At 65.6% G+C, this 20,789-nt stretch carries 16 protein-coding genes; 4 read left to right on the top strand and 12 right to left on the bottom strand.

The window, feature by feature from the left end:
* Nucleotides 1-144 precede the first annotated feature (144 nt).
* The 6 genes from FJ957_RS31370 to FJ957_RS31340 form a co-directional block, all read right to left on the bottom strand.
* On the bottom strand, nucleotides 145-990 hold the full coding sequence (locus FJ957_RS31370; protein ID WP_140837429.1) for a fumarylacetoacetate hydrolase family protein: 846 nt from the start codon (nucleotides 988-990) through the stop codon (nucleotides 145-147).
* Complete coding sequence (locus FJ957_RS31365) at nucleotides 990-1,175, bottom strand: hypothetical protein (protein WP_140837422.1); 186 nt, start codon at nucleotides 1,173-1,175, stop codon at nucleotides 990-992. The genes FJ957_RS31370 and FJ957_RS31365 overlap by 1 nt, the downstream gene beginning before the upstream one ends.
* A 15-nt stretch (nucleotides 1,176-1,190) precedes the next feature.
* Nucleotides 1,191-1,922: an SDR family oxidoreductase gene (locus tag FJ957_RS31360; protein WP_140837420.1), complete on the bottom strand. Its 732-nt coding sequence runs from the start codon at nucleotides 1,920-1,922 to the stop codon at nucleotides 1,191-1,193.
* 343 nt (nucleotides 1,923-2,265) lie between these two features.
* Nucleotides 2,266-4,641 (bottom strand): aldehyde dehydrogenase family protein, encoded by a 2,376-nt coding sequence (locus tag FJ957_RS31355; RefSeq protein WP_140837418.1) that lies wholly within the window; start codon nucleotides 4,639-4,641, stop codon nucleotides 2,266-2,268.
* 228 nt (nucleotides 4,642-4,869) lie between these two features.
* The gene (gene deoC / locus FJ957_RS31345; RefSeq protein WP_140837415.1) at nucleotides 4,870-5,922 is read right to left on the bottom strand and encodes a deoxyribose-phosphate aldolase; all 1,053 of its coding nucleotides are present in this window, start codon (nucleotides 5,920-5,922) and stop codon (nucleotides 4,870-4,872) included.
* Nucleotides 5,923-6,324: 402 nt separating this feature from the next.
* Nucleotides 6,325-7,152, bottom strand: a complete 828-nt coding sequence (locus FJ957_RS31340; RefSeq protein WP_140837413.1) for a ferredoxin--NADP reductase — start codon at nucleotides 7,150-7,152, stop codon at nucleotides 6,325-6,327.
* Between the two features lie 220 nt (nucleotides 7,153-7,372).
* On the opposite strand from FJ957_RS31340, the gene FJ957_RS31335 reads away from it, so the two are divergent.
* Nucleotides 7,373-9,445 carry a hydantoinase/oxoprolinase family protein gene (locus FJ957_RS31335; protein ID WP_140837411.1) on the top strand — a complete coding sequence of 691 codons (2,073 nt, stop codon included), beginning with the start codon at nucleotides 7,373-7,375 and terminating at the stop codon, nucleotides 9,443-9,445.
* A gap of 1 nt (nucleotide 9,446) precedes the next feature.
* Entirely contained in the window at nucleotides 9,447-11,141 is a 1,695-nt protein-coding gene (locus FJ957_RS31330; protein WP_140837409.1) for a hydantoinase B/oxoprolinase family protein, read from the top strand.
* Here the strand turns inward: FJ957_RS31330 and FJ957_RS31325 are convergent, their stop codons facing one another.
* From FJ957_RS31325 to FJ957_RS31300, 6 genes are read right to left on the bottom strand one after another with little or no spacing between them, the layout of a single operon-like run.
* On the bottom strand, nucleotides 11,142-11,603 hold the full coding sequence (locus FJ957_RS31325; protein ID WP_140837427.1) for a MarR family transcriptional regulator: 462 nt from the start codon (nucleotides 11,601-11,603) through the stop codon (nucleotides 11,142-11,144).
* Entirely contained in the window at nucleotides 11,600-12,184 is a 585-nt protein-coding gene (locus tag FJ957_RS31320; RefSeq protein WP_140837407.1) for an amino acid synthesis family protein, read from the bottom strand. The genes FJ957_RS31325 and FJ957_RS31320 overlap by 4 nt, the downstream gene beginning before the upstream one ends.
* Entirely contained in the window at nucleotides 12,177-13,061 is an 885-nt protein-coding gene (locus FJ957_RS31315) for a UPF0280 family protein (protein WP_140837405.1), read from the bottom strand. Before FJ957_RS31315 ends, FJ957_RS31320 begins: the two co-directional genes overlap by 8 nt.
* A complete protein-coding gene (locus FJ957_RS31310; RefSeq protein ID WP_140837402.1) occupies nucleotides 13,061-14,602 on the bottom strand; it encodes a 6-hydroxynicotinate reductase in 1,542 nt (513 codons plus the stop codon). The genes FJ957_RS31315 and FJ957_RS31310 overlap by 1 nt, the downstream gene beginning before the upstream one ends.
* A complete protein-coding gene (locus FJ957_RS31305) occupies nucleotides 14,599-17,376 on the bottom strand; it encodes a molybdopterin-dependent oxidoreductase (protein WP_246686020.1) in 2,778 nt (925 codons plus the stop codon). Before FJ957_RS31305 ends, FJ957_RS31310 begins: the two co-directional genes overlap by 4 nt.
* A gap of 47 nt (nucleotides 17,377-17,423) precedes the next feature.
* Nucleotides 17,424-18,281, bottom strand: coding sequence for a xanthine dehydrogenase family protein subunit M (locus tag FJ957_RS31300; protein ID WP_140837400.1), 858 nt, complete (start codon nucleotides 18,279-18,281; stop codon nucleotides 17,424-17,426).
* 288 nt (nucleotides 18,282-18,569) lie between these two features.
* Between FJ957_RS31300 and pncA the strand changes: the two genes are divergently transcribed.
* Both pncA and FJ957_RS31290 read left to right on the top strand, forming a co-directional pair.
* Nucleotides 18,570-19,184, top strand: coding sequence for a bifunctional nicotinamidase/pyrazinamidase (pncA, locus tag FJ957_RS31295; protein WP_140837398.1), 615 nt, complete (start codon nucleotides 18,570-18,572; stop codon nucleotides 19,182-19,184).
* Nucleotides 19,185-19,242: 58 nt separating this feature from the next.
* Complete coding sequence (locus FJ957_RS31290) at nucleotides 19,243-20,643, top strand: sodium:proton antiporter (RefSeq protein WP_140837396.1); 1,401 nt, start codon at nucleotides 19,243-19,245, stop codon at nucleotides 20,641-20,643.
* The last annotated feature ends 146 nt before the right edge of the window (nucleotides 20,644-20,789 follow it).

Here is a 20,789-nt window from a genome sequence, read left to right as displayed (position 1 = left end):
GCCTCTCCAAAGAATCCTTTCTCAGCCTAAACTCAACCCCAAAAGCGCCATATGCGATTCCCCTGCTCCGGAGGGGGGGAGAGGAAAGGCGCGAACCACCTTCTCACTTCCGGAATATCAAAAGGAGAGAACGGAAAGTCTGCGTTACTCGTCCGCCTTGAACGTCTGCTTCTGCTGACCGAGCCCTTCGATGCCCAGCTCCACCACGTCGCCGGCCTTCAGGAACACCGGCGGCTTCATGCCGAGGCCAACGCCGGGCGGCGTGCCGGTGGAGATGATGTCGCCGGGATGCAGCGACATGAACTGGCTGAGGTATGACACCAGATACTTCACGCCGTAGACCATGGTCTTGGTCGAGCCGTTCTGCATCGTCTTGCCGTTGACGGTCAGCCACATTTTCAGGTTCTGCGGATCGGCTACCTCGTCCTTGGTCACCAGCCACGGGCCGGTCGGGCCGAAGGTGTCGCAGGACTTGCCCTTGGTCCACTGGCCCTGCCGCTCGGCCTGGAAGGCGCGCTCGGAAACGTCGTGCGCGACGCAGTAGCCGGCGACATAATCCTGCGCGTCCTCCTCCGAGACATACTTCGCCGTCTTGCCGATGACGACGCCAAGCTCGACCTCCCAGTCGGTCTTGACCGAGCCGCGCGGGATCAAAACGTCGTCATCCGGCCCGACAATGGCCGAGCTTGCCTTCATGAAGATGATCGGCTCCGGCGGCACGGTGGCGCCAGTCTCGGCGGCGTGATCGGAGTAGTTGAGGCCGATGCAGATGAATTTTCCGGTCCCGGCGACACAGGCGCCCAGGCGCGGCTTGCCGGAAACCACCGGCAGCGATTTTGGATCGAGCTTCGAGAGCATCTCCAGCGAGGTCGGATGGAGCGTCGTGCCGGCGATATCGGCGACATGAGCCGAAAGGTCGCGGATCGTCCCATCCGCATCGAGCAGGCCGGGCTTTTCGCTGCCAGCTTCGCCATAGCGCAACAACTTCATCATTCTTCTCCTAAGGTGCGGCCTGAAGCCATTTTTGCAAAATTCGTTTCGATTGGGGTGACGTTGCGAAAGCCGGGCGGACCGTAGCCATCGATCTGATCCCCGGCAAGCGCGAACGCCGCATCGGGCGATCTGGCGAAAGGGATTTTCAGACTGATCGATGCAGAACCCCGATCTCTTGCCAAGCCCGTTCCGATCCCTCAGATCGACCAGCCACCGTCGATGTTGTAGGCCTGCCCCGAGGTGTAGGTGGCGCCGGCAAGGTAGACGGCGAGGTCGGCGATCTCCTCGGGCGTGCCAAGCCTGCCCATCGGCTGGCGGGCGATGAAGGCCGCGCGGGCCGCCTCATAGTCGCCGTGCGCATGCATGCGGTCCTGCAGCGACGGGCTTTCGACCGTGCCCGGGCAGATCGCGTTGCAGCGAATGCCCTTGGCGACATAGTCGGCGGCGACCGCCTTGGTGAGGCCGATCACCGCTGCTTTGGTCAGGCCGTAAACGAAACGGTTCGGCACGCCCTTCTGCGAGCTTGCCAGCGAGGCCATGTTGATGATCGAGCCGTCGCCGCGCTCCAGCATGCCGGGCAGCACGGCGCGGATGGTGCGGATCATCGAGCGGACATTGAGGTTGACCGCGAAGTCGAGATCCTCGTCCTTCATCTCGAGGATCGAACCCCCATGGACGAAGCCGGCGCAGTTGAACAGCACATCGACCCGGCCGATCTCGGCGAAGGCAGACGCGACGGCCGCGTCGTTCAGCACATCGAGCTTGCGGGGCTTGATGCCGGGCGTCTTGCCCAGCTCGGCCAGCAACGGCTCGTTGATATCGGTGGCGTGAACGGTCGCGCCCGCCTTAGCGAAGGCCAGCGCGCTAGCCCGGCCGATGCCTTGCGCCGCCGCGGTGACCACGACCACTTTGCCCGCCAGATCCGCCATGTTCTTCTCCTCGCCTGCCCGGAGCGGTTCGCCGTTTCACGGAAACGGCGAACCGCTCTATCTCCTTGTTTTGACGCAATTCCAGACGGAAAACCGCTCGCACTTTTCCTGGAATGCTTAATGCGTCCGCGTCTATCGATGGCCAGCCCTGGCGTCATGTACCAGACCGCCAGTATCGTGCGGCCTAAGTCCCGCTTCACAGATAAAGATGTTTTTTCTCGTTAAAGAACGCTGGTCCGAGCGTCAAGCCCGAACGCCATTCACCTTTGCGACAGCGGCCAGACCGGCTCCGGCGCCGACTATCGTTGCCGCAAGGTTGCGGACGCGCCTCGTGCGAAGGGCTTCAGTCGCCATAGGGAACCCAGACGTTCTTGACCTCGATGGCGCGGCGCAGGAAGGCCTCGCCGGCCGCTTCGCTTGACGCCCAGTCGAGCGTGCGGCCATTGCCGGTCCAGACGCGCTTGAGGTTGCCGATGGAGTCGGCCTCCGCCTTGGCGCAGGTCTCGGCGTCGGCGAACACCCAGAGCCCGTCGACGTCGTCATGTTTGGCCAGCACGCCGGCCAGCTCGGCGCTGCGGCCTGTGACGATGTTGATGGCACCGGCCGGGATGTCGGAATATTCGATCACCTGGTAGAGGTCGGTCGCCAAAAGCGGATGCCGCTCAGACGGGACGGCGACCACGGCGTTGCCCATGGCGAGCGCCGGCGCCACCAACGAGATGAAGCCGAGCAGCGGCTGATTGTCGGGCGCGACGATGCCGACGACGCCGACAGGCTCATGCAGCGCCAAGGTGACGACGCGGGCCGGCGGCTGGTGAACACGGCCCTCGAACTTGTCGGCGAGGCCGGCATAGAGGAACAACCGCTCGATCGACTGCTCGACCTCTTCGCGCGCAGCCTTCGCCGTCACGCCGGTCAGTTGGACAAGGCGCGCGGCGAACTCGTCGGCGCGGCCGGACAGATTTTCGGCAAGATAATAGAGCACCTGGCTGCGGTTATAGGCCGTCGCATCCGGCCAGGCCTTGCAGGCACGGGCAGCGGCGACGGCGTCGCGGATGTCCTTGCGGTTGCCGAGACCGACTTCGCCGGCCAGCCTGCCCTTGGCGCTGGCGACGGCAAGCGAGTAGTTGCCGTCCGGCCGCACCTGCTTGCCGCCGATGAACAGCTTTGCGGTGCGGTCGATGGCCGTGCCGTCGGCCTGCTCGACCGGCTGGGCCGATCCGGCCGCGGCCGGCCTGATGGCAGGGCCGGCCGGCAGCTTGGCGGTGAGATATTCGAACATGCCTTCGCGGCCGCCTTCGCGGCCGAAGCCGCTCTCACGGTAGCCGCCGAAGCCGCAGGCGGCGTCGAACATGTTGGTGCCGTTGACCCAGACGACGCCGGCCTTCAATTGCGGCGCGACGTGCAGCGCGAGATTGATGTTCTCGCTCCACACCGAAGCGGCCAGGCCGTAGCGCGTGTTGTTGGCAAGCTCGATCGCTTCCTCGGTGTTGCGGAAGCTCATCGTCGCCAGAACCGGCCCGAAGACCTCTTCCTGTGCCAGAATATTAGCCGGCGAAACAGATGTCGCAAGCGTGGGCAGATGATAATAACCGGTTGTCGGCAGCGCGGCGTCCGGCTGCCAGCAGACTGCGCCCTGTTTCGCGCCCTCGGCGATCAGGCCCTTGACGCGGTCGAGCTGGCTGCGGTCGACCAGCGGGCCGATATCGGTGTTCTTGTCGAGCGGGCTGCCGACCCGCAGCCGGCTCATCCTGACCTTGACCTTGGCGATAAGGGCTTCCGCAATGCCCTCCTGCACCAGGAGGCGCGAGCCGGCGCAGCAGACCTGACCCTGGTTGAACCAGATACCGTCGACCAGGCCTTCGACGGCGCTGTCGAGATCGGCATCCTCGAAGACGACGAAGGCCGACTTGCCGCCGAGCTCCAGCGAGAGCTTCTTGCCTGAACCGGCCGTCGCCTTGCGGATGATCTTGCCGACTTCGGACGACCCGGTGAAGGCGATCTTCTGGACGCCGGGATGATTGACGATGGCAGCACCCGCTTCAGGGCCGCCCTGGACGATGTTGACGACGCCTTTCGGCACGCCCGCCCGCTCGCAGATCTCGGCGAACAGGATGGCGGTGAGCGGCGTGAATTCGGCCGGCTTCAGAACCACCGTGCAGCCGGCGGCCAGCGCCGGCGCGATCTTCCAGGCCAGCATCAGCAGCGGGAAATTCCACGGGATGACCTGGCCGACGATGCCGACCGGCTTGTGGTCGGGAAAATCCTTCTCGAGCGCCTGCGCCCAGCCGGCATGATGGATGAAGTGGCGGATCGCCAGCGGCACGTCGATGTCGCGGCTCTCGCGGATCGGCTTGCCGTTGTCGATCGATTCCAGCACCGCGAACAGGCGCTGGTGACGCTGCATGGCGCGGCCGATGGCGTAGAGCACTTTTGCTCTGGCGTAGCCTGAACTGGCGCTCCATTTCGGCAGCGCCTTGGCGGCGGCCGCGACCGCGGCGTCGATATCGGTGGCGCCCGCATCCGAGACCTTGGCAAGCAGCTTGCCGGAGGACGGTTCGCTGGTCTCAAAAGTCTTGCTGCTGGCCGCCGCTTTCCAGGCGCCGTCGATGAACAGGGCCTTGGAGAAATCGCGTGCCGCGAGCCAGGCATCTGCCTCGTTGCGGGCTTCCGGCGCCGGACCGTATTCCATGGCGTGATAGCGTTCGAGGATGTTCATAACATGCTCCTGGTAATCGTCTTGGCAGGCGATCCTTCGCGCCCCCCTCTGTCCTGCCGGACATCTCCCCCACAACGGGGGAGATCAGCCTTCACGCCTGGCGGCTGCCGTCCTGCAACGTCGGCGATTGGCGAAATCATCGATGACAGCCAATCGCCCCACAAGTGGGGGAGATGTCCGGCAGGACAGAGGGGGGCGAGAAGGAACTCGGCGCTCAAGGCCTTCGCCCTACGCCATCGCGTGGCGGTGGTTGGCCGAATAGTGGCCGGTCAAATGATGTTCGAGCTGGCGTTCGATGTCGGTGAGCAGGCTGGACGCGCCGAAGCGGAACAGGTCCGGCTCGAGCCAGGGACGGCCGAGCTCTTCCTTCATCAGCACCAGCCAGTCCAGTGACACCTTGGCGGTGGAGATGCCGCCGGCCGGCTTGAAGCCGATCAGGTAGCCGGTCTCCTCGAAATAGGCGCGGATGGCACGCACCATGGCAAGGCCGACGGGAAGCGTGGCGTTGACGCTTTCCTTGCCGGTCGACGTCTTGATGAAGTCCGCCCCCGCCATCATCGCCACCATGGAGGCGAGCATGACGTTGCGTAGCGTGGCGAGGTCGCCGGTGCCGAGGATGACCTTGAGATGCACATCGCCGCAGGCCGCGCGCATGGCGACGATCTCGTTGAACAGTTCGCGCCATTTGGCGCCGTAGACCAGGCCGCGCGGGATGACGACGTCGATCTCGTCGGCGCCGTCCTTCACCGAGGCCTCGATCTCCTGCAGGCGGGTCGAGAGCGGCGCAAGGCCGTGCGGGAAAGCGGTCGAGACGGCGGCGACATGGACGCCGGTGCCGCGCAGGGCGTCGACTGCCGTGGCCACGAAGGGATGGTAGACGCAGACCGCCGCCGGACGGATGGTCTCTGCGCCAATGCCCAGGCCGACGACGATATCGCGGCGCAGCGGGTTGAGCGCCTTGGCGCAGAGCCGGCGCACGCGCTCGTCGGTGTCGTTGGAGTTCAACGTGGTGAGGTCCATGCAGGCGATCGCCCGCAACAGCCACGCTGCCTGGTTGTCGGCCTTGATCGAGCGCCGCTTGGTGAGCGTCGCGACCCGCCTCTCCAGCGCCGAGCGGTTGACGCTGCGCACCGATTCCAGGAAACCGAGATCGAGCTTCATGCCGGGATTGCGGGCAATGCCGTGTTCCGGCGGCAGCGGCGTGTTGGCGGCGGCGCGCGCCGGCAGCGGCATCACCTTGGACGCGCCTGCGCCTGCGCCCGCTTCGCGGATCGTGCTCATCTCCAGCCCTTTCATCTCGGCGACCTCACGCCGAAGATAACCCGTGAAACAGCGCTTCACGAGTCTTTCAAAGGGTCATAGCGGAAAAAGCCGGCGAAAGCAGCCAATTTTTGACCGCATGGTCAAAACGTCATGCTGAGCAGATGCTCCCGGCGTTGGAGATTAGCCGAAACGCCTATCTCTCGTCATACTCGGGCTTGACCCGAGTATCCATGCCGTGACCTCTGCCGCAGAGTGCGGCGGTGCAGAATTCTGTAACCGCCGCAATGCCTTAGCGTAACGGCATGGATTCTAGGGTCTGCGCGCGTCGCTCCGCTCTTTGCTCCGCCCTAGAATGACGAAGCGCGAATGTCGTCGCTAATCTCAGATGCCTCCAACAGAGCTGGCGGGCGGCGGCGCGCCTCAGCCGACGAAGGCGCGCTCGACGACGAAGCTTGCCGGGTGGCTGAGCGAGCCTTCCTGGAAGCCGAGGCTCTCGGCGAGTTCCTTGACGTCCTTCAGCATATGCATCGAGCCGCAGATCATGATGCGGTCGGTCTCGGGATTGAGCTTGTCGATGCCGAGGTCGGAATAGAACTTGCCCGAGCCGATCAGCGCGGTGATGCGGCCCATGCGCGCCGACTCTTCCCGCGTCGTCGAATTGTAGAGCGTGACGCGGCCGCCGGTCAGCTCACCGATCAGCGGATCGCTTTCGAGCGCCGCGACCAGTTCCTGGCCGTAGATAAGCTCGGCATTGTCGCGGCAAGTGTGGGTGAGGATGACCTCGTCGAACTTCTCGTAGGTATCGGGGTCGCGCAGCAGGCTGGCGAAAGGCGCGATGCCGGTGCCGGTCGAGATCATGACGACGCGCCTGGCAGGCGTCAGCGCGTCGAGCACCAGCGTGCCGGTCGACTTCTGGCGCATGATGACGGTGTCGCCGACCTCAATCTTCTGCAGCTCGGAGGTCAGCGGACCGTCCGGCACCTTGATAGAGAAGAATTCGAGCTCGTCGTCCCAGGCGGGACTAGCGACCGAATAGGCGCGGAAGATCGGCTTCTCGGCGTTGGGCAGGCCGATCATGACGAATTCGCCGGAGCGGAAACGCAGCGACTGCGGGCGGGTGATGCGGAACGAGAACAGCCGGTCGGTGTAATGCTTCACCGACACCACGGTCTCGGCATAGACATTGGCCGGGATCGGGAACTGCAGCGGCTTCGAGCCGGCGACGTTCAACGCGGATGTCGTGTTCATTCCAACCCAACTTTCCAGCCCAGACGGACCTTCTGGCGCCAAACCTTCTCGTGCGCGCCCGAACGGTCAGGTTCCGGCGTGCTCCCTGCACACTGCCAAGCGGTAAGCTCTTGTGTCGGGAATTTATTAGTATACAAATGATCTCCAGGTCAAGATGGCGGCGTAAAACGCCTTTCCAAACCGAGGCATATCCGTAGTCCTGGCATTTCGGGTTTCGGCAATGAATGAGAAATTTTCGGCGTCGGCGGGAAGCGTCGTGGCCGGCATCGATGTCGGCGGGACCTTCACCGATCTGCTCTTGATCGACGGCAAGGCGGGCGGCAAAGTCCATATCGCCAAGACCCCTACCACGGTGGAGAACCAGGCCTTCGGCGTGGTCGCGGCACTTGGCGCCACCGGTTTTCCGATCGACGGCATCGACCTCATCGTGCATGGCACGACGACGACCACCAACGCCGTGCTGGAGCGTCGCCTGGCGCGGACCGGCATGATCACCACGCGCGGCTTTCGCGACGTGATCGAGCTTGGCCGCCGCACACGACCGCAGGCCTATGGCATGACGGGAACTTTCGTGCCGGTCATTCCCCGCGACCTTCGGCTCGAAGTATCGGAGCGGGTCGAGGCGTCGGGCGCCGTGCGCATTCAACTCGACGAAGCCGAGATGCGCGATGCAGTGAAGAAGCTGCTCGACGCCGGCTGCGAGTCACTGGTCATCCATTTCCTGCACTCCTATGCCAACCCATCGCATGAGCGGCGGGCCGCCGAGATCGCGGCGGAGGTCTGGCCGAACGGCCACATCACCACCGGCCATGCGCTGCTCTCGGAAGCGCGCGAGTTCGAGCGCGGCGTGACGGCTGCCGTCAACGCCTCGGTGCAGCCGATCCTGGAGCGCTATGTCGAGCGGCTGCGCAAGGAACTAGCGGCAAAGGGCTACGCCCGCGACTTCCTGATCATGAACGGCAATGGCGGCATGATCTCGGCCCGCTTCGTCACGCAGGAATCAGCCAAGACCGTGATGTCCGGCCCGGCTTCCGGCGTGATCGCCGCCGCCTATACGGGAAAACGCGCCGGCTTCGGCAATCTCGTCACCTACGACATGGGCGGCACATCGACCGACGTGGCACTGATCCGCAACGCGGAACCCGCCGTGTCGAACGAGATCGAGATCGAATATGCGATGCCGATCCATGTGCCGATGGTGGCGGTGCACACGGTCGGCGCCGGCGGCGGCTCGATCGCGCGCGTCGACGCGGCCGGGCTGATCCAGATCGGCCCGGAAAGCGCCGGCGCCAATCCAGGCCCGATCTGCTACGGGCGCGGCGGCGTGGAACCGACCATCACCGACGCCAATCTGGTGCTCGGCCGCCTGGCGCCAAAGAAGCTGCTCGCCGTCGACAATCCGGTCACCGTCGAGCGCGTGACCGGCATTTTCGAGGACAAGATCGGCAAGCGCACAGGGCTCTCCGGCGTCGAAGCCGCCGGCGCGGTGCTGCGGCTCGGCAACATGAAGATGGCGGGCGCCATCCGCATGGTGTCGGTGTCGCGCGGCCACGACCCGCGCGATTTCGCGCTGTTCGCCTTCGGCGGCGCCGGGCCGCTGCATGCGACGGCGCTCGCCCGCGAACTCGGCCTGCCCAGGGTGCTGGTGCCGGCGCGCCCCGGCATCACCAATGCGCTCGGCTGCGTCGTCGCGGATTTGCGCCACGACTTCGTCAACACGATCAATCAGCCGGTCGGCGGGCTCGATGAAGCTTCGCTTCACGAGGTATTGGAACGGCACCGTAACGAAGGTGAGGCGCTGATCGCCAAGGAAGCGGTGAAGCCGGACGCGATCCGCGTCACCCATTCCGCCGACATGCAGTTCGTCGGCCAGACGCACATCATCAACGTGCCGCTGCCCTCCTCTTCGGTTTCACGAGAAACGCTGCAGCTTCTGTTCGAAAAGGCCTATTTCGCCCGTTTCAAGGTCGAGCTGCCCGAAATCCGCGCCAACCTCGTCAACCTCAACACCTCGGTCACCGGGGTGCGGCCGCAGATCGACCTGTCGCGGTTGATCGACCCGGCGGGACGTGCGGCAACGCTCGAGGAGGCGCGGCGCGAGATCCGGCCGGTCTGGTACGACGGGCGCTGGCACGACACGCCGGTCTATGCCCGCGAAAAGCTGCCGCTCGATGCCGTGATCGAGGGACCCGCGATCCTCGAACAGATGGACGCCACGACCGTGCTCGAGCCCGGCGACCGGGCCCGCTCGGATGTCGACGGCAACATCATCATCGACATCGGCGAGACCTGAAATGGCAAAGCTCGACACGATCACGCTTTCGGTGCTGCAGGCCGCCCTGCAGCAGGTCTGCGACGAGATGGACCTGACCTTCTCCCGCGCGGCCTTCTCGCCGGTCATCGCCGAGGCCAACGACCGCTCGGACGGCATCTACTCGGCCGTCGACGGCTCGCTGATCGCGCAAGGCAGCCAAGGCCTGCCGGTGTTTGTCGGCGTCATGCAATATTCGACCAAGACGGTGATCGAGATGATCGCCGACGGAAGCTGCCTGGCGCCGGAGCGGGGCGACATCTACATCGTCAACGACCCCTATCTCGGCGGCACGCATCTGATGGATGTGCGCTTCGTCATGCCTGTCTATCGCGACGGCAAGATCTTCTGCTGGCTTTCCAACACCGGTCATTGGCCGGATATCGGCGGCTCGGTGCCGGGCGGTTTTTCGGCCTCGGCCACCGCGGTCGAGCAGGAGGGCCTGCGGCTGCCGCCGGTCAAACTGTTCAAGAAGGGCGTGCTCGATCCCGAGATCTACGCCATCATCTGCTCCAACATCCGGGTCGCCGACCAGCGCATCGGCGACATCCGCGCGCAGGCCGCCGCATTGCTGATCGGCCAGGACAGGCTCAATGAAATCCTGGATCGTTACGGCGACGAAACCGTCGTCGAGGCGATCGCCGAGCTGCGCCGTCGCGCCGCCGAGCAGATGCGCGCCTCGATCGCCGTCATCCCCGATGGCGTCTATCGCTCGCAGGCTTTCGTCGATTCCGACGGGGTGGTGAACGAGCCGCTGACCATCGATCTCGCCGTCGAGAAGAAAGGCGACACGCTGACCTTCGACTTTGCCGGCTCCTCAAAACCCTGTGTGGGGCCGATGAACAGCGTGCTGGCGACGACCTTGTCGTCCGTCTATCTCGCCATGCGCCATATCTTCCCGGAAGTGCCGATCAGCGCCGGTGCGTTCGAGCCGCTGCACGTCAAGCGGCCGGAAGGTACGTTCCTCGACGCAAAATACCCGCGGCCCGTATCAGGCTGCGCGGCGGAAGTGTCGCAACGCATCGCCGAAGCGGTGTTCGCTGCCATGGTGCAGGCGCTGCCGGACAAGGTGACGGCGGCGCCCGCCGGCTCCAGCGGCAATTTCGCGCTAGGCGGCAACGATCCGGCGCGCGGCCGCGACTATGTCATGTACCAGATCTCCGGCGGCGGCTATGGCGGCAATGCCGGCCATGACGGGCTGAGCAATGGCTGCTCGACCATCGGCATCTCGAAGTCGCCGCCGGTCGAGATCATGGAGCAGGCTTTTCCGGTGCTCTACCGCCACTACGCGCTGCGTGAGGGCTCCGGCGGCGCGGGCAAGCATCGCGGCGGCTTCGGGCTCGCTTATGAAGTCGAGATCCTACGCGGTGAAGCCCGCGCGTCCTTCGTCATGGACCATGGCCGCTTCGGCCCGCAGGGCGCGCTCGGCGGCAAGGATGGCGCGCCGAACAGCGTGACCGTGTTCCGGAACGGCGAAGCGCATGTGCCGCCGCATCTTTCGAAAGAGCAGGACATCGCGCTCAAGGCCGGCGACCGCGTGCGCGTCGGCACGCCGGGCGGCGGCGGCTATGGCGATCCGCGCGAGCGCGACCCGAAGCAGGTCGCCGAGGATGTCCGGCTTGGTTACTATACGGCCGAGCAGGCCAAGGAGATGTTCGAGATCGACCCGGCTAACTAATCACGCCAGCTTCACCAACAGCCGCAGGAATGTCGCCGCCTCCTTGGCGGTCAGCGGCGCCAGCGTCTCCTCCGTGATCGCGCGGGCAAGCGGGATCAGACGCTCGATCGCCTCGCGGCCTTCCGGGGTAAGATTGACCAGCAGCCGCCTTTTGTCGACCTCGTGCTTGGAAACGTCGACCAGTCCCCGCGCCTTCAGCCGGTCGATGACGCCCTTCACGGTGGCGGCGTCCATCGCGATCAGCGTTCCGAGTTGGTTCTGTGAGGTTTCACCGATATCGTAGAGCTTGGCGAGCGCCGCGAACTGCGGCGGCGTCAGGTCGCCGATGTGCGAGGCGAAGAGCGCGACATGGCGCTGATGCGCCCTGCGCAGGATGAAGCCGACCTGGTCCTGCAGATGGTAGTTGTTCTCGTCGCCGTCTTCGGCCTCGACCAGGCGCAGCAGATTGTCCTCGCCGCTCATCTCAAGCCGTCCCATGCCTTGATGTCCTGCGCCGCCAGGCCGCCCATGCGGTTGTGGACGCGCGGGCCGCAGGTCATGGCGAGGCAGAAAAGTATCTCGTCGGGGCGCGGGCCGTCGCTGATGCCCACTTCCATGGCATCGAAATGGCTGCGCACATAGGCGGCGTTGATGTGGCCGAGCGGCACGTCGAGCCGCGAGCCGAAGGCGCCGACCTTCTTGGCCGACGGCACGATGGCCTTGGCGTCGCCCAGTCGCTCGCGCATGGCGTAGCCGCCGGGCACGTGCCACAGCGCGCCGTGTTCCAGTTCGCCGGCGGAGCCGACGATGGCGCCCTTGCCGTAGCCGTCGATCTTCTTCACGTCGCCGCCGAGCGCTGCGATCAGCCTGTCGGAGAGAAGCAGCCCGAGCGGCTTCAGGTCTTCCATCGCGCCTTGCAGTTCCTCGACATAACTGCCGGCGAAGGGGTTCTTGACCACGGCGAGAGCCGCGGCGCGAAGGCGGGGTTCTTTCGCCACAGGACCGCCGTCGTGAAAAATCTCCTCGGTCAGAACCGCGACCTTGCGGATCGGAAAGTCAGGCATGGGCAGTTTCCTTCGCTTTATGTTTGTTGGGCGCGGCGAGCGCCACCGAGCCACTGATGCGGGCCTCGCCCGCCAGAAACAGCGCCGATGCGGCGATCAGGCCGCGCCGGCGAAAATCTTCGGCGACGGCAAGGCCGTTGTCCAGCGCCCGCGCAATCTCGCCGGGCGCGAGCGCGCCGACGCTTTGTGTCACCAGCATCTCACCGAGATCGCTGTCCGGCGCCAGGTCGCGCGCCGCGGCGCGGGCGATGGCAGGATGTCCAGGCAGGTCGACAGCGTTGGCAATCAGCGTCGCCGCCGCGTCGGCCTCGGCGCCGGTCGGGGCGAGAACGGTAACGGCGTCGGCGATCCCAAATGAAAACGACCGGCCCCGCCAGCCGCTGGTGGCAACGCCGCGCACGCCGTCCTCGGCGCGAATGGTGACGCGATCGGCCATGCCACTCCCGGTGCCGGCGATGGCCACCGTCATCAACTGGTTTCTGCCGAGATGGAGGGCGCAGTCGCCGCCATTGTTGACGTAAGCGCGGTCGAGCCGGCGGCCGGCGAGCAGGGAACCAAGAATTTCGTCGGCTACCGAGCCCGCGACGGCCGCCATCGGCGTGATGAAGCATTCCGCCAATGACGTGACGGCTGCTTCCATGCGGCGCGCCGTAGGGCCGGCAAAACTGCGCGGCGCCAGGAAGAATGCAGGAAGCCGCAATTCGGGCAGCTCTTCGACCACCTCGATCAGGATCGTCTGAAAGCGGGCTACTGCCTGTTCGTAAGCGGCGCGGCATTCATCCGCTTCGCCAAAGGCCTCGACGATGAGGTCGATCGGTCCATGATTGAGATGAAGCCGCCTGCCGTCGGCAAGCCAGTGCGCCTGCGGGCCGTTCATCAGCCGGCACCATTCGCCGCGGAACGCCGCAGTTGCGCCAGCGGCGGCCAGGGATTGCCGGCCGGCGCGCCGGTGTTGCTGCGCGGGTTGAGGTATTCGCCGCCCTTGGCGAGGATGTCCTCGACGTTGCGGATCTCGTTTTCGTAGCCGCCGAGCCTGACATAGTCGTCGCGGCGCATGGTGAACTCGATCGGCGCCACCAGCGCCGGCGTCGGCACATAACCGAAGGCGCCTTCCGGCACGCGGGTGACGTCGACCATCAGCGTGATGCCGCCGCCCGGCCAGACATAGACCGGCGCGCCGCCGACGGTCACATAGGTCTTCAGGCCCTGCACCGAGCGGGTCAGGTTGACCGGGTTCTCGGTGACGCCGGCACGCAGCGAGCCGCCGGCGCCGCCGATGAAGAGAACCGTGCACAAAGCCGGTTCGCAATTCTCCTCGATCAGGCCGACGGACTTTTGCAGCCGGTCCGGGAACGGCTTTTCGACCGGCTTCAGCTCATCGTCGAGCTCGTAATAGGCGAATTGCTCGCCGGTGGTCGACACCATCAGTAGGGACAGGCCCGGACGCGCGCCTTTCTTGGCGTTCCAGTCGCCTAGGATCGACAGCGGATCGGAGATCGTCGTGCCGCCCCAGCCGAGGCCGGGCTCGGACACCTTGAAATAGCGGCCCGGCGTCGAGCGGCGGCCGATGATCTTGATGCCGGTATCCTCCCAGCCCAGCACCTTGCCGGCCTGATGCTCGGAGACGACACCGGTGATGTGATCGTCGACCACCACCACTTCGTCGACCAGCCCGCGCCATTGCGTGGCGAACATGCCGATGGTGGCCGAGCCGCAGCCGACGCGCATGCGGTGCTCGACCTTGCCGTCGATGACCGGCGGTTTGCCGGCTTCGACGATCACCGTCGCGCCGCCGTCAATGGTGAGCTCGACCGGTTTCCTGTTGCAGAGATCGAGCAGCGCATCGCAGGTGGCGCGGCCTTCAGCCTTCGAGCCACCGGTCAGATGGTGAACACCGCCGAGCGACAGCATCTGCGAACCGTATTCGCCGGTCGTGACATGGCCTATCGCCTCGCCTTCCGAGCGCACCGTCGCCGCCTCGTCGCCGATATGGCGGTCGGTGTCGATCTTCACCTTGACGCCGCAGTAGGAGAAGATGCCTTCGGTGACGACGGTGACGAGATCGACGCCTTCGACCTCCTGGCTGACGATGAAGGGCGCCGGCTTATAGTCCGGATAGGTGGTGCCGGCGCCGATCGCGGTGACGAAGCGGCGGCCGGTGTTGACCAGTTCGCCGTTCCACGCCTCGCCCTCGGCGACGAACGGCACGACCGCCCCGCCGGTTTCGGCCGCGTGGTCGAGGATGGTCAGCGGGTCCATGCGCACGATATGGCCGCCGATATTGCCGTAGCGGTCGCAGGCGCCGGTGCGGCCGTCGGCGATGTAGCACATGACCGGACAGGCATCGCAGCGGATCTTTTCCGCCACCTGCTTTTCGCCGGGGTCGTGGGTTTCGAAACGTTCGGCAAGCTCGCTCATCGGCGCGCCTCCTTTTCGCGGATCGCCGCAAGGATGCGGCTCGGCGTCGCCGGCACCTTGGTGACCAGGACGCCGGTGGCATGGCGGATGGCGTTGAGGATCGCCGGCGCTGTCGGGATCAGCACATGCTCGCCCAGACCCTTGGCGCCGAACGGCCCTTCAGGATCCGGAATCTCGACCAGAATATGCTCGATGGGCGGCACGTCGCCGATGGTGGGGATCAGGTAGTCGTGCAGGTTCTCGGTGCGGCCCGGGATATATTCCTCCATCAGCGCCATGCCGATGCCCTGCGCGATGCCGCCCTCGATCTGGCCTTCGACCAGCACCGGGTTGATCGCCTTGCCGACATCATGCGCGGCGGTGATCCTGATCAGCTTCACCGTGCCCAGCTTGAGGTCGACCTCGAGCTCGGCGATCTGCGCGCCATAGCCGTAGACGGCGTAGGGCTTGCCTTGGCCCTTGGCGTCGAGCGGCAGCGTCGGCGGATCGTAGGTTTCCTCGGCGACGAACACCAGGCCGTCGGCATCGGCCTTGAGTGCCGCGAGATCGATGCGTCGCGCGGCATCGCCTTCGCGGATGGAGATGCTGGAGCCGTCAAGCGCAATCGTCGCCTGGCCGGAGACATTGGCGAAGCGCAGGATTTTCTCGCGCAATGCGCGGCCTGCCTTCTCCGCCGCCTTGCCGGACACGAAGGTCTGGCGCGAGGCGGATGTCTTGCCGGCGTCAGGCGTGATCCCGGTGTCGGCGCTCTTCAGCTTGAACTTGCCCAGCGGCAAGCCGAGCGCGTCGGCGCAGATCTGCGTGATGACCGTGTTGGAGCCCTGGCCGATATCGACCGCGCCCTGGTGCAGGACGACGTCGCCGGAGGCCGTGATGCCGACCTTGATGGTCGAGGGATTGGGCAGCGAGGTGTTGCCGCAGCCATACCAGCAGGAGGCGACGCCGACGCCACGCTTGCTTGCGGCGTGGGTGGCATTGAACGCCTCCGCGTCCGCCAGCGCGCGAGACCAACGCGGCTGAAGCTGCTCCAGGCATTCGCCGATGCCGACGCCCGACTCGAGGCGCTGGCCGGTGACCGTTTCGCAGCCGTCACGCAGGCAATTCCTTAACCGGAAGTCCAGCCGATCGATGCCCAGCTTGCCGGCGAGCTCATCATAGAGCGTCTCCTGCATGATCGTCGACTGGGGGACGCCAAAGCCGCGGAAGGCCCCCGCGATCGGGCCGTTGGTGTGGATGGCATAGCCGGTCGCCCGGTAGTTCGGCGTCAGATAGGGGCCGGAAGCGTGCACCGGCACGCGATTGGCGACCGTCGGCCCCCAGCTGGCATAGGCGCCGGTGTTGAAATCGCCCTCGAAGACCATGCCGGTGACGCGGCCTTCGGCATCGGCGCCGATGGTCGCCTTCATCTCGGCCGGATGGCGCTTGGTGGTCGACATCATCGATTCGTTGCGCGTGTAGGCGAGCGCCGCCGGCCGGCCCGTCTTCATCGCCACAAGGCCGATGAGGGGCTGCAGCGAGACATCGAGTTTCGAGCCGAAGCCGCCGCCGGTGGCGGTCGGCACGATGCGTACCTTTTCAACGGGCAGGCCGAGAACCTTGGCCGTCTCGTCGCGATCCATGTAGGGCGCCTGGGTACAAGCGACGACGACCAGCTCGTCGCCGTCCATGTATGCGTAGCCGGCTTCCGGCTCGATATAGGCATGCTCCACAAAGGAGGTTTCGATCGAGCCGGAGACGGTGGCGGCCGCGCCCGCAAGCGCTCCCTCAGGATCGCCGCGTTCGACCAGGCCGGAGGTGAGCAGGTTCGCCGGCCGGTGGCCGTGGATCAGCGCAGCGCCCTCGGCCCTCGCCTCGGCAAGCTGCAGCATATGCGGCAATTCCGTCCATCCGATCGGAAAATCCGTCAGGTCGAGATCGAGGATCGCCTCGCGTTCGCCCGCCACCAGCGCCACCGCCTCGCCGCGCAGACGGACAAAACCCTCGGCCAACGCCGGCTGGTCGGCGAAGGGACCGATGGCGCCGAAGCAGTTGTGGCCCGGGATGTCGGCCGCCGTGAAGACGCCGGCAATGCCGGGATGCGCTTTCGTCCAGGCATCGAGATCGCCGAAGCTGAAGCGGGCATGATAATGCGGCGAGCGCACCACGAGCACCGCCAGGGCATCGGCCGGAAAGGAGTCTCCACCGAACATCTCGTCGCCCGTGACTTTCGGCACGCCGTCGAGGCGGATGGGAGAGGCACCGACGGCGTGGCCCGCTTCCGGGAGGCGAATATCTATGCCGTTCATATGCCGCGAGGCGCCCATCACCGCCGCGACGATCTTCCTGTAGCCGGTGCAGCGGCAGAGCACGCCGCCCAGCGCATCCTGCGTCTCGGCCTCGCTTGGCGTGGGGTTGCGTTCCAAAAGCGCGGTGGCTGCGACCAACAGGCCGGGCGTGCAGATGCCGCATTGCGCGGCGCCGTGTTCAAGGAAAGAGGCCTGCAAGGCGGACAGCTGGCCATTGGCAAGGCCCTCGACGGTGGTGACGGAAGCGCCGACCACGGAGGCCGCCGGCATCAGGCAGGCGCAAACCGGATTGCCGTCGACCAGCACCGTGCAAGCGCCGCAATCGCCGGCATCGCAGCCGACCTTGGTGCCGGTCAGCCGCAACTCGTCGCGCAAGACCTGCGACAATCGCCTGACCGGCGGCACGGATACGCTGACGGCCGTGCCGTTGACCTCGAAGGCAATCTCGGCGCGTTGCACGCCGGACCGGGCCATGCCGGACTGGGCCATGTCAGATTGAGCCATGCCGGATTTGGCCATGCCAGGCTGGGTCATGCTCATGCGGCCACCTTGCCTTCGCCGGAACCGATCGCGGCGTGCACCGCGCGGACGACGATCTCGCGCGCCGCGTCCTGCCGATACTCGGCGCTGCCGCGCACATCGGCGATCGGCGACAGTTCATCAATCGGCGCCGACAGCACCGTGTCCGCAAGGGCAGAAGTGACTGGCTGCCCGCGCAACGCCGCCTCGACGCCGGCGAGACGACGGGCAACGGCCGAGCAGGAGCCGACGGCGATCGCCGCATCGGCAATCACGCCGCCCTCGACCACGAGCCGGGCTGCCGCCATGGCGATCGAGATGACCAGGTAGCGCCGGACGCCGAGCTTGACGAAGGCGGAGGTGCCAATTGCGGAGCGCTTCGGCACGCGGATGGCGGTGACCATCTCGCCCGGCTGCAGCGCCGTGCGGCGATTGCCGAGGATGAATTCACCGAGCGGAAGATGGCGGACGGCTTTGGCCGAGCCCAGTTCGACGTCGGCTTCGAGCGCCAGTAATGCCGGCACGCCGTCGGCGGCGGGCGAGGCATTGCAAAGATTGCCGGCTACCGAGGCGACATTCTGGATTTGGACCGAGCCGACCTCGCGCGCGGCGGCCTTCAGCGCGTCGAACGCCGTCGGCAGCGGATGGCGGACAACGTCTGTCCAGGTGGTGCGGGCGCCGATTCGCCAATGATCGTCGGCCTCGGCGATGCCGCGCAGTTGGGCGAGACCATTGATGTCGAGGATGTTGTCGCGGAAGGGGTTGGCGCCCTGTGCCGGATAGAAATCCGTGCCGCCGGCCAGAATGCGCCAGCGGTCCTCGCCAAGCAAAGCGAGCGCCTCGTCGACCGTGGTGGGTTTCGCGTAACGGATCACGCTCTGCCTTCCAGACAATTGGGCCTTCCCGAAAGGGGCCTTCCCTAGCCCTCCGAAGTGCCTGCTTCGGGCCTTCCCGCCGGCATGCGCACCGGTCAAATTTCATTCGTATGCAAATGATATCAGGCCGGCGGCAATTGTCAAAGCCAGAGTTGCCGCCGACAGCACCTGAACGAGATCGTTATGGCGCCGGAGGTTGACGCCGCCGGCCATCTGGTCAAGGTTCCGTGTCCGGTCGCGTGAGCGGCTTTTGGACTGGAGCCCCCAAGCTGAACGAGAGGGAACCGCATGGCCGAAGAAGCGCTCATCGTCATCGACCTGCAGAACGATTTTTGCCCAGGCGGCGCGCTGGCGGTTGCCGGCGGCGACGAGATCGTGCCTTTGGTCAACGACATGGTCCGGCGCAGCGAGCATGTAATCCTGACGCAGGACTGGCACCCCGCCGGCCATTCGAGCTTTGCCTCCAGCCATTCCGGCAAGCAGGCTTTCGAGACGATCGAGATGCCTTACGGGCCGCAGACGCTGTGGCCGGACCATTGCATCCAGGGCAGTCTCGGTTCCGATTTCCATTCCGGGCTCGCCTGGACCAAGGCGGAGCTGGTGATCCGCAAGGGGTTCCGCACCGCGATCGACTCCTACTCGGCCTTCTTCGAGAACGACCATACAACCCCGACCGGCCTTGGCGGCTACCTAAGGGAACGCGGCGTCGACACGATCACCCTGGCCGGCCTCGCCACCGACTTCTGCGTCGCCTTTTCAGCCCTTGATGCCGTGAAGCAGGGGTTCAGGACGACCGTGCGGCTCGACGCGTGCCGCGGCATCGACCTCAACGGCTCGGTCGAGGCGATGCTGAAGCGCATGCACGAAGCCGGCGTGACGCTTGAAGATCATTCGGCGGATTGACGCCACGGTGAGGCAGCGAGGGGGCATCACGACATTTGCGGGGGTTTTGGCGACAGGCATGGCTGGCGCACTCATTCTCGCTTTCCCGCAATCTGGCTTCGCCGCTGAAAATCACGAACTGCCCGGCGCCGCGATGTCGCTGTGGTGGGGCCTGCCCTTTGCCGGCCTGCTCTTGTCGATCGCGACCGGACCGCTGCTCTTCCCGCATGTCTGGGAACATCACTACGGCAAGATCGCCGCCGGCTGGGCCGTGCTGGTGGTCGTGCCGCTGGCGGTGGCCTTCGGCCTTGCCTCGGCAGGCGAAGCGGTGCTGCACACGCTGCTTACCGAATATACGTCCTTCATCATCCTGTTGTTCGCGCTCTACACGATTTCCGGCGGCATCCTGCTTGCCGGCAACATCCACGGCACCCCGCTGGTCAACGCCGGGCTGCTGCTGATCGGCGCAATGCTCGCCTCGGTCATCGGCACGACCGGCGCCTCGATGATCCTGATCCGGCCGATGCTGCGCGCCAACGACAACCGGCCGTTCAACGCCCATGTGGTGATCTTCTTCATCTTCCTGGTCTCCAACATAGGCGGCTCGCTGACGCCGCTCGGCGATCCGCCTTTGTTCGTCGGCTTCCTGCGTGGCGTCGATTTCTTCTGGACGACCGCGAATCTGTGGCGCGAGACGCTGTTCACCGGCGGGCTGGTGCTCGCCGTCTTCCTGGCGCTCGATATCGTGCTGCATCGCCGCGAGGGCGGGATGCCGAAGATCAAGGACCCGACGCCGGATACGAAGGTGCGCCTGCGCGGCCTGGCCAACCTGCCGCTGCTCGCCGGCGTGATCGGCGCGATCCTGCTTTCGGCGAGCTGGAAGCCGGGCGTCAGCATCCCGATTTTCAGCGTCAGCCTCGAGCTGCAGAACCTGGTGCGCGACGCCATCATCCTGGCGCTCGCCTTGCTGTCGCTAAAAGTCTCGTACAAGAGCCACCGCGAGGCGAACGGCTTCACATGGGGACCGATCGCCGAGGTGGCGAAACTCTTTGCCGGCATTTTTGTCTGCATCGTGCCGGTCATCGCCATCCTGCGGGCCGGCCACGACGGCGCGCTTGCGCCGCTGGTGGCACTGGTCGCATCCGCGGACGGCCAACCCAACGATCTCGCCTATTTCTGGCTGACCGGGGCGCTGTCGTCGTTCCTCGACAACGCGCCGACCTATCTGGTGTTCTTCGAGCTCGCCGGCGGCGACGCCCGGCATTTGATGACGGAGGCAGCATCGACGCTCGCCGCGATCTCGGCGGGCGCGGTGTTCATGGGTGCCAACACCTATATCGGCAATGCGCCGAACTTCATGGTCTTCGCCATCGCCAGGCGTCGCGGCTTCAAGATGCCCGGCTTCTTCGGCTACATGGCGTGGTCGGGCGCGGTGCTGATCCCGACGTTCTTGATCGCCGGGTTTTTGTTTTTCCGATGAGCTGAGCTGCTCAATTTTCACCGTCTGCGCCGCCCCTCATCTGGCTGCCGCCATCGTCTCCCCGTGAACGGCAGGGGAATCGCATATGGCGCTTTTGGGGTTGAGTTTAGGCTGAGAAAGGATTCTTTGGAGAGGCAGTTGAGCGA

Source organism: Mesorhizobium sp. B2-4-6 (assembly GCF_006442775.1).
GTDB lineage: Bacteria > Pseudomonadota > Alphaproteobacteria > Rhizobiales > Rhizobiaceae > Mesorhizobium.
This window is presented reverse-complemented; position numbering and strand designations above follow the sequence as displayed.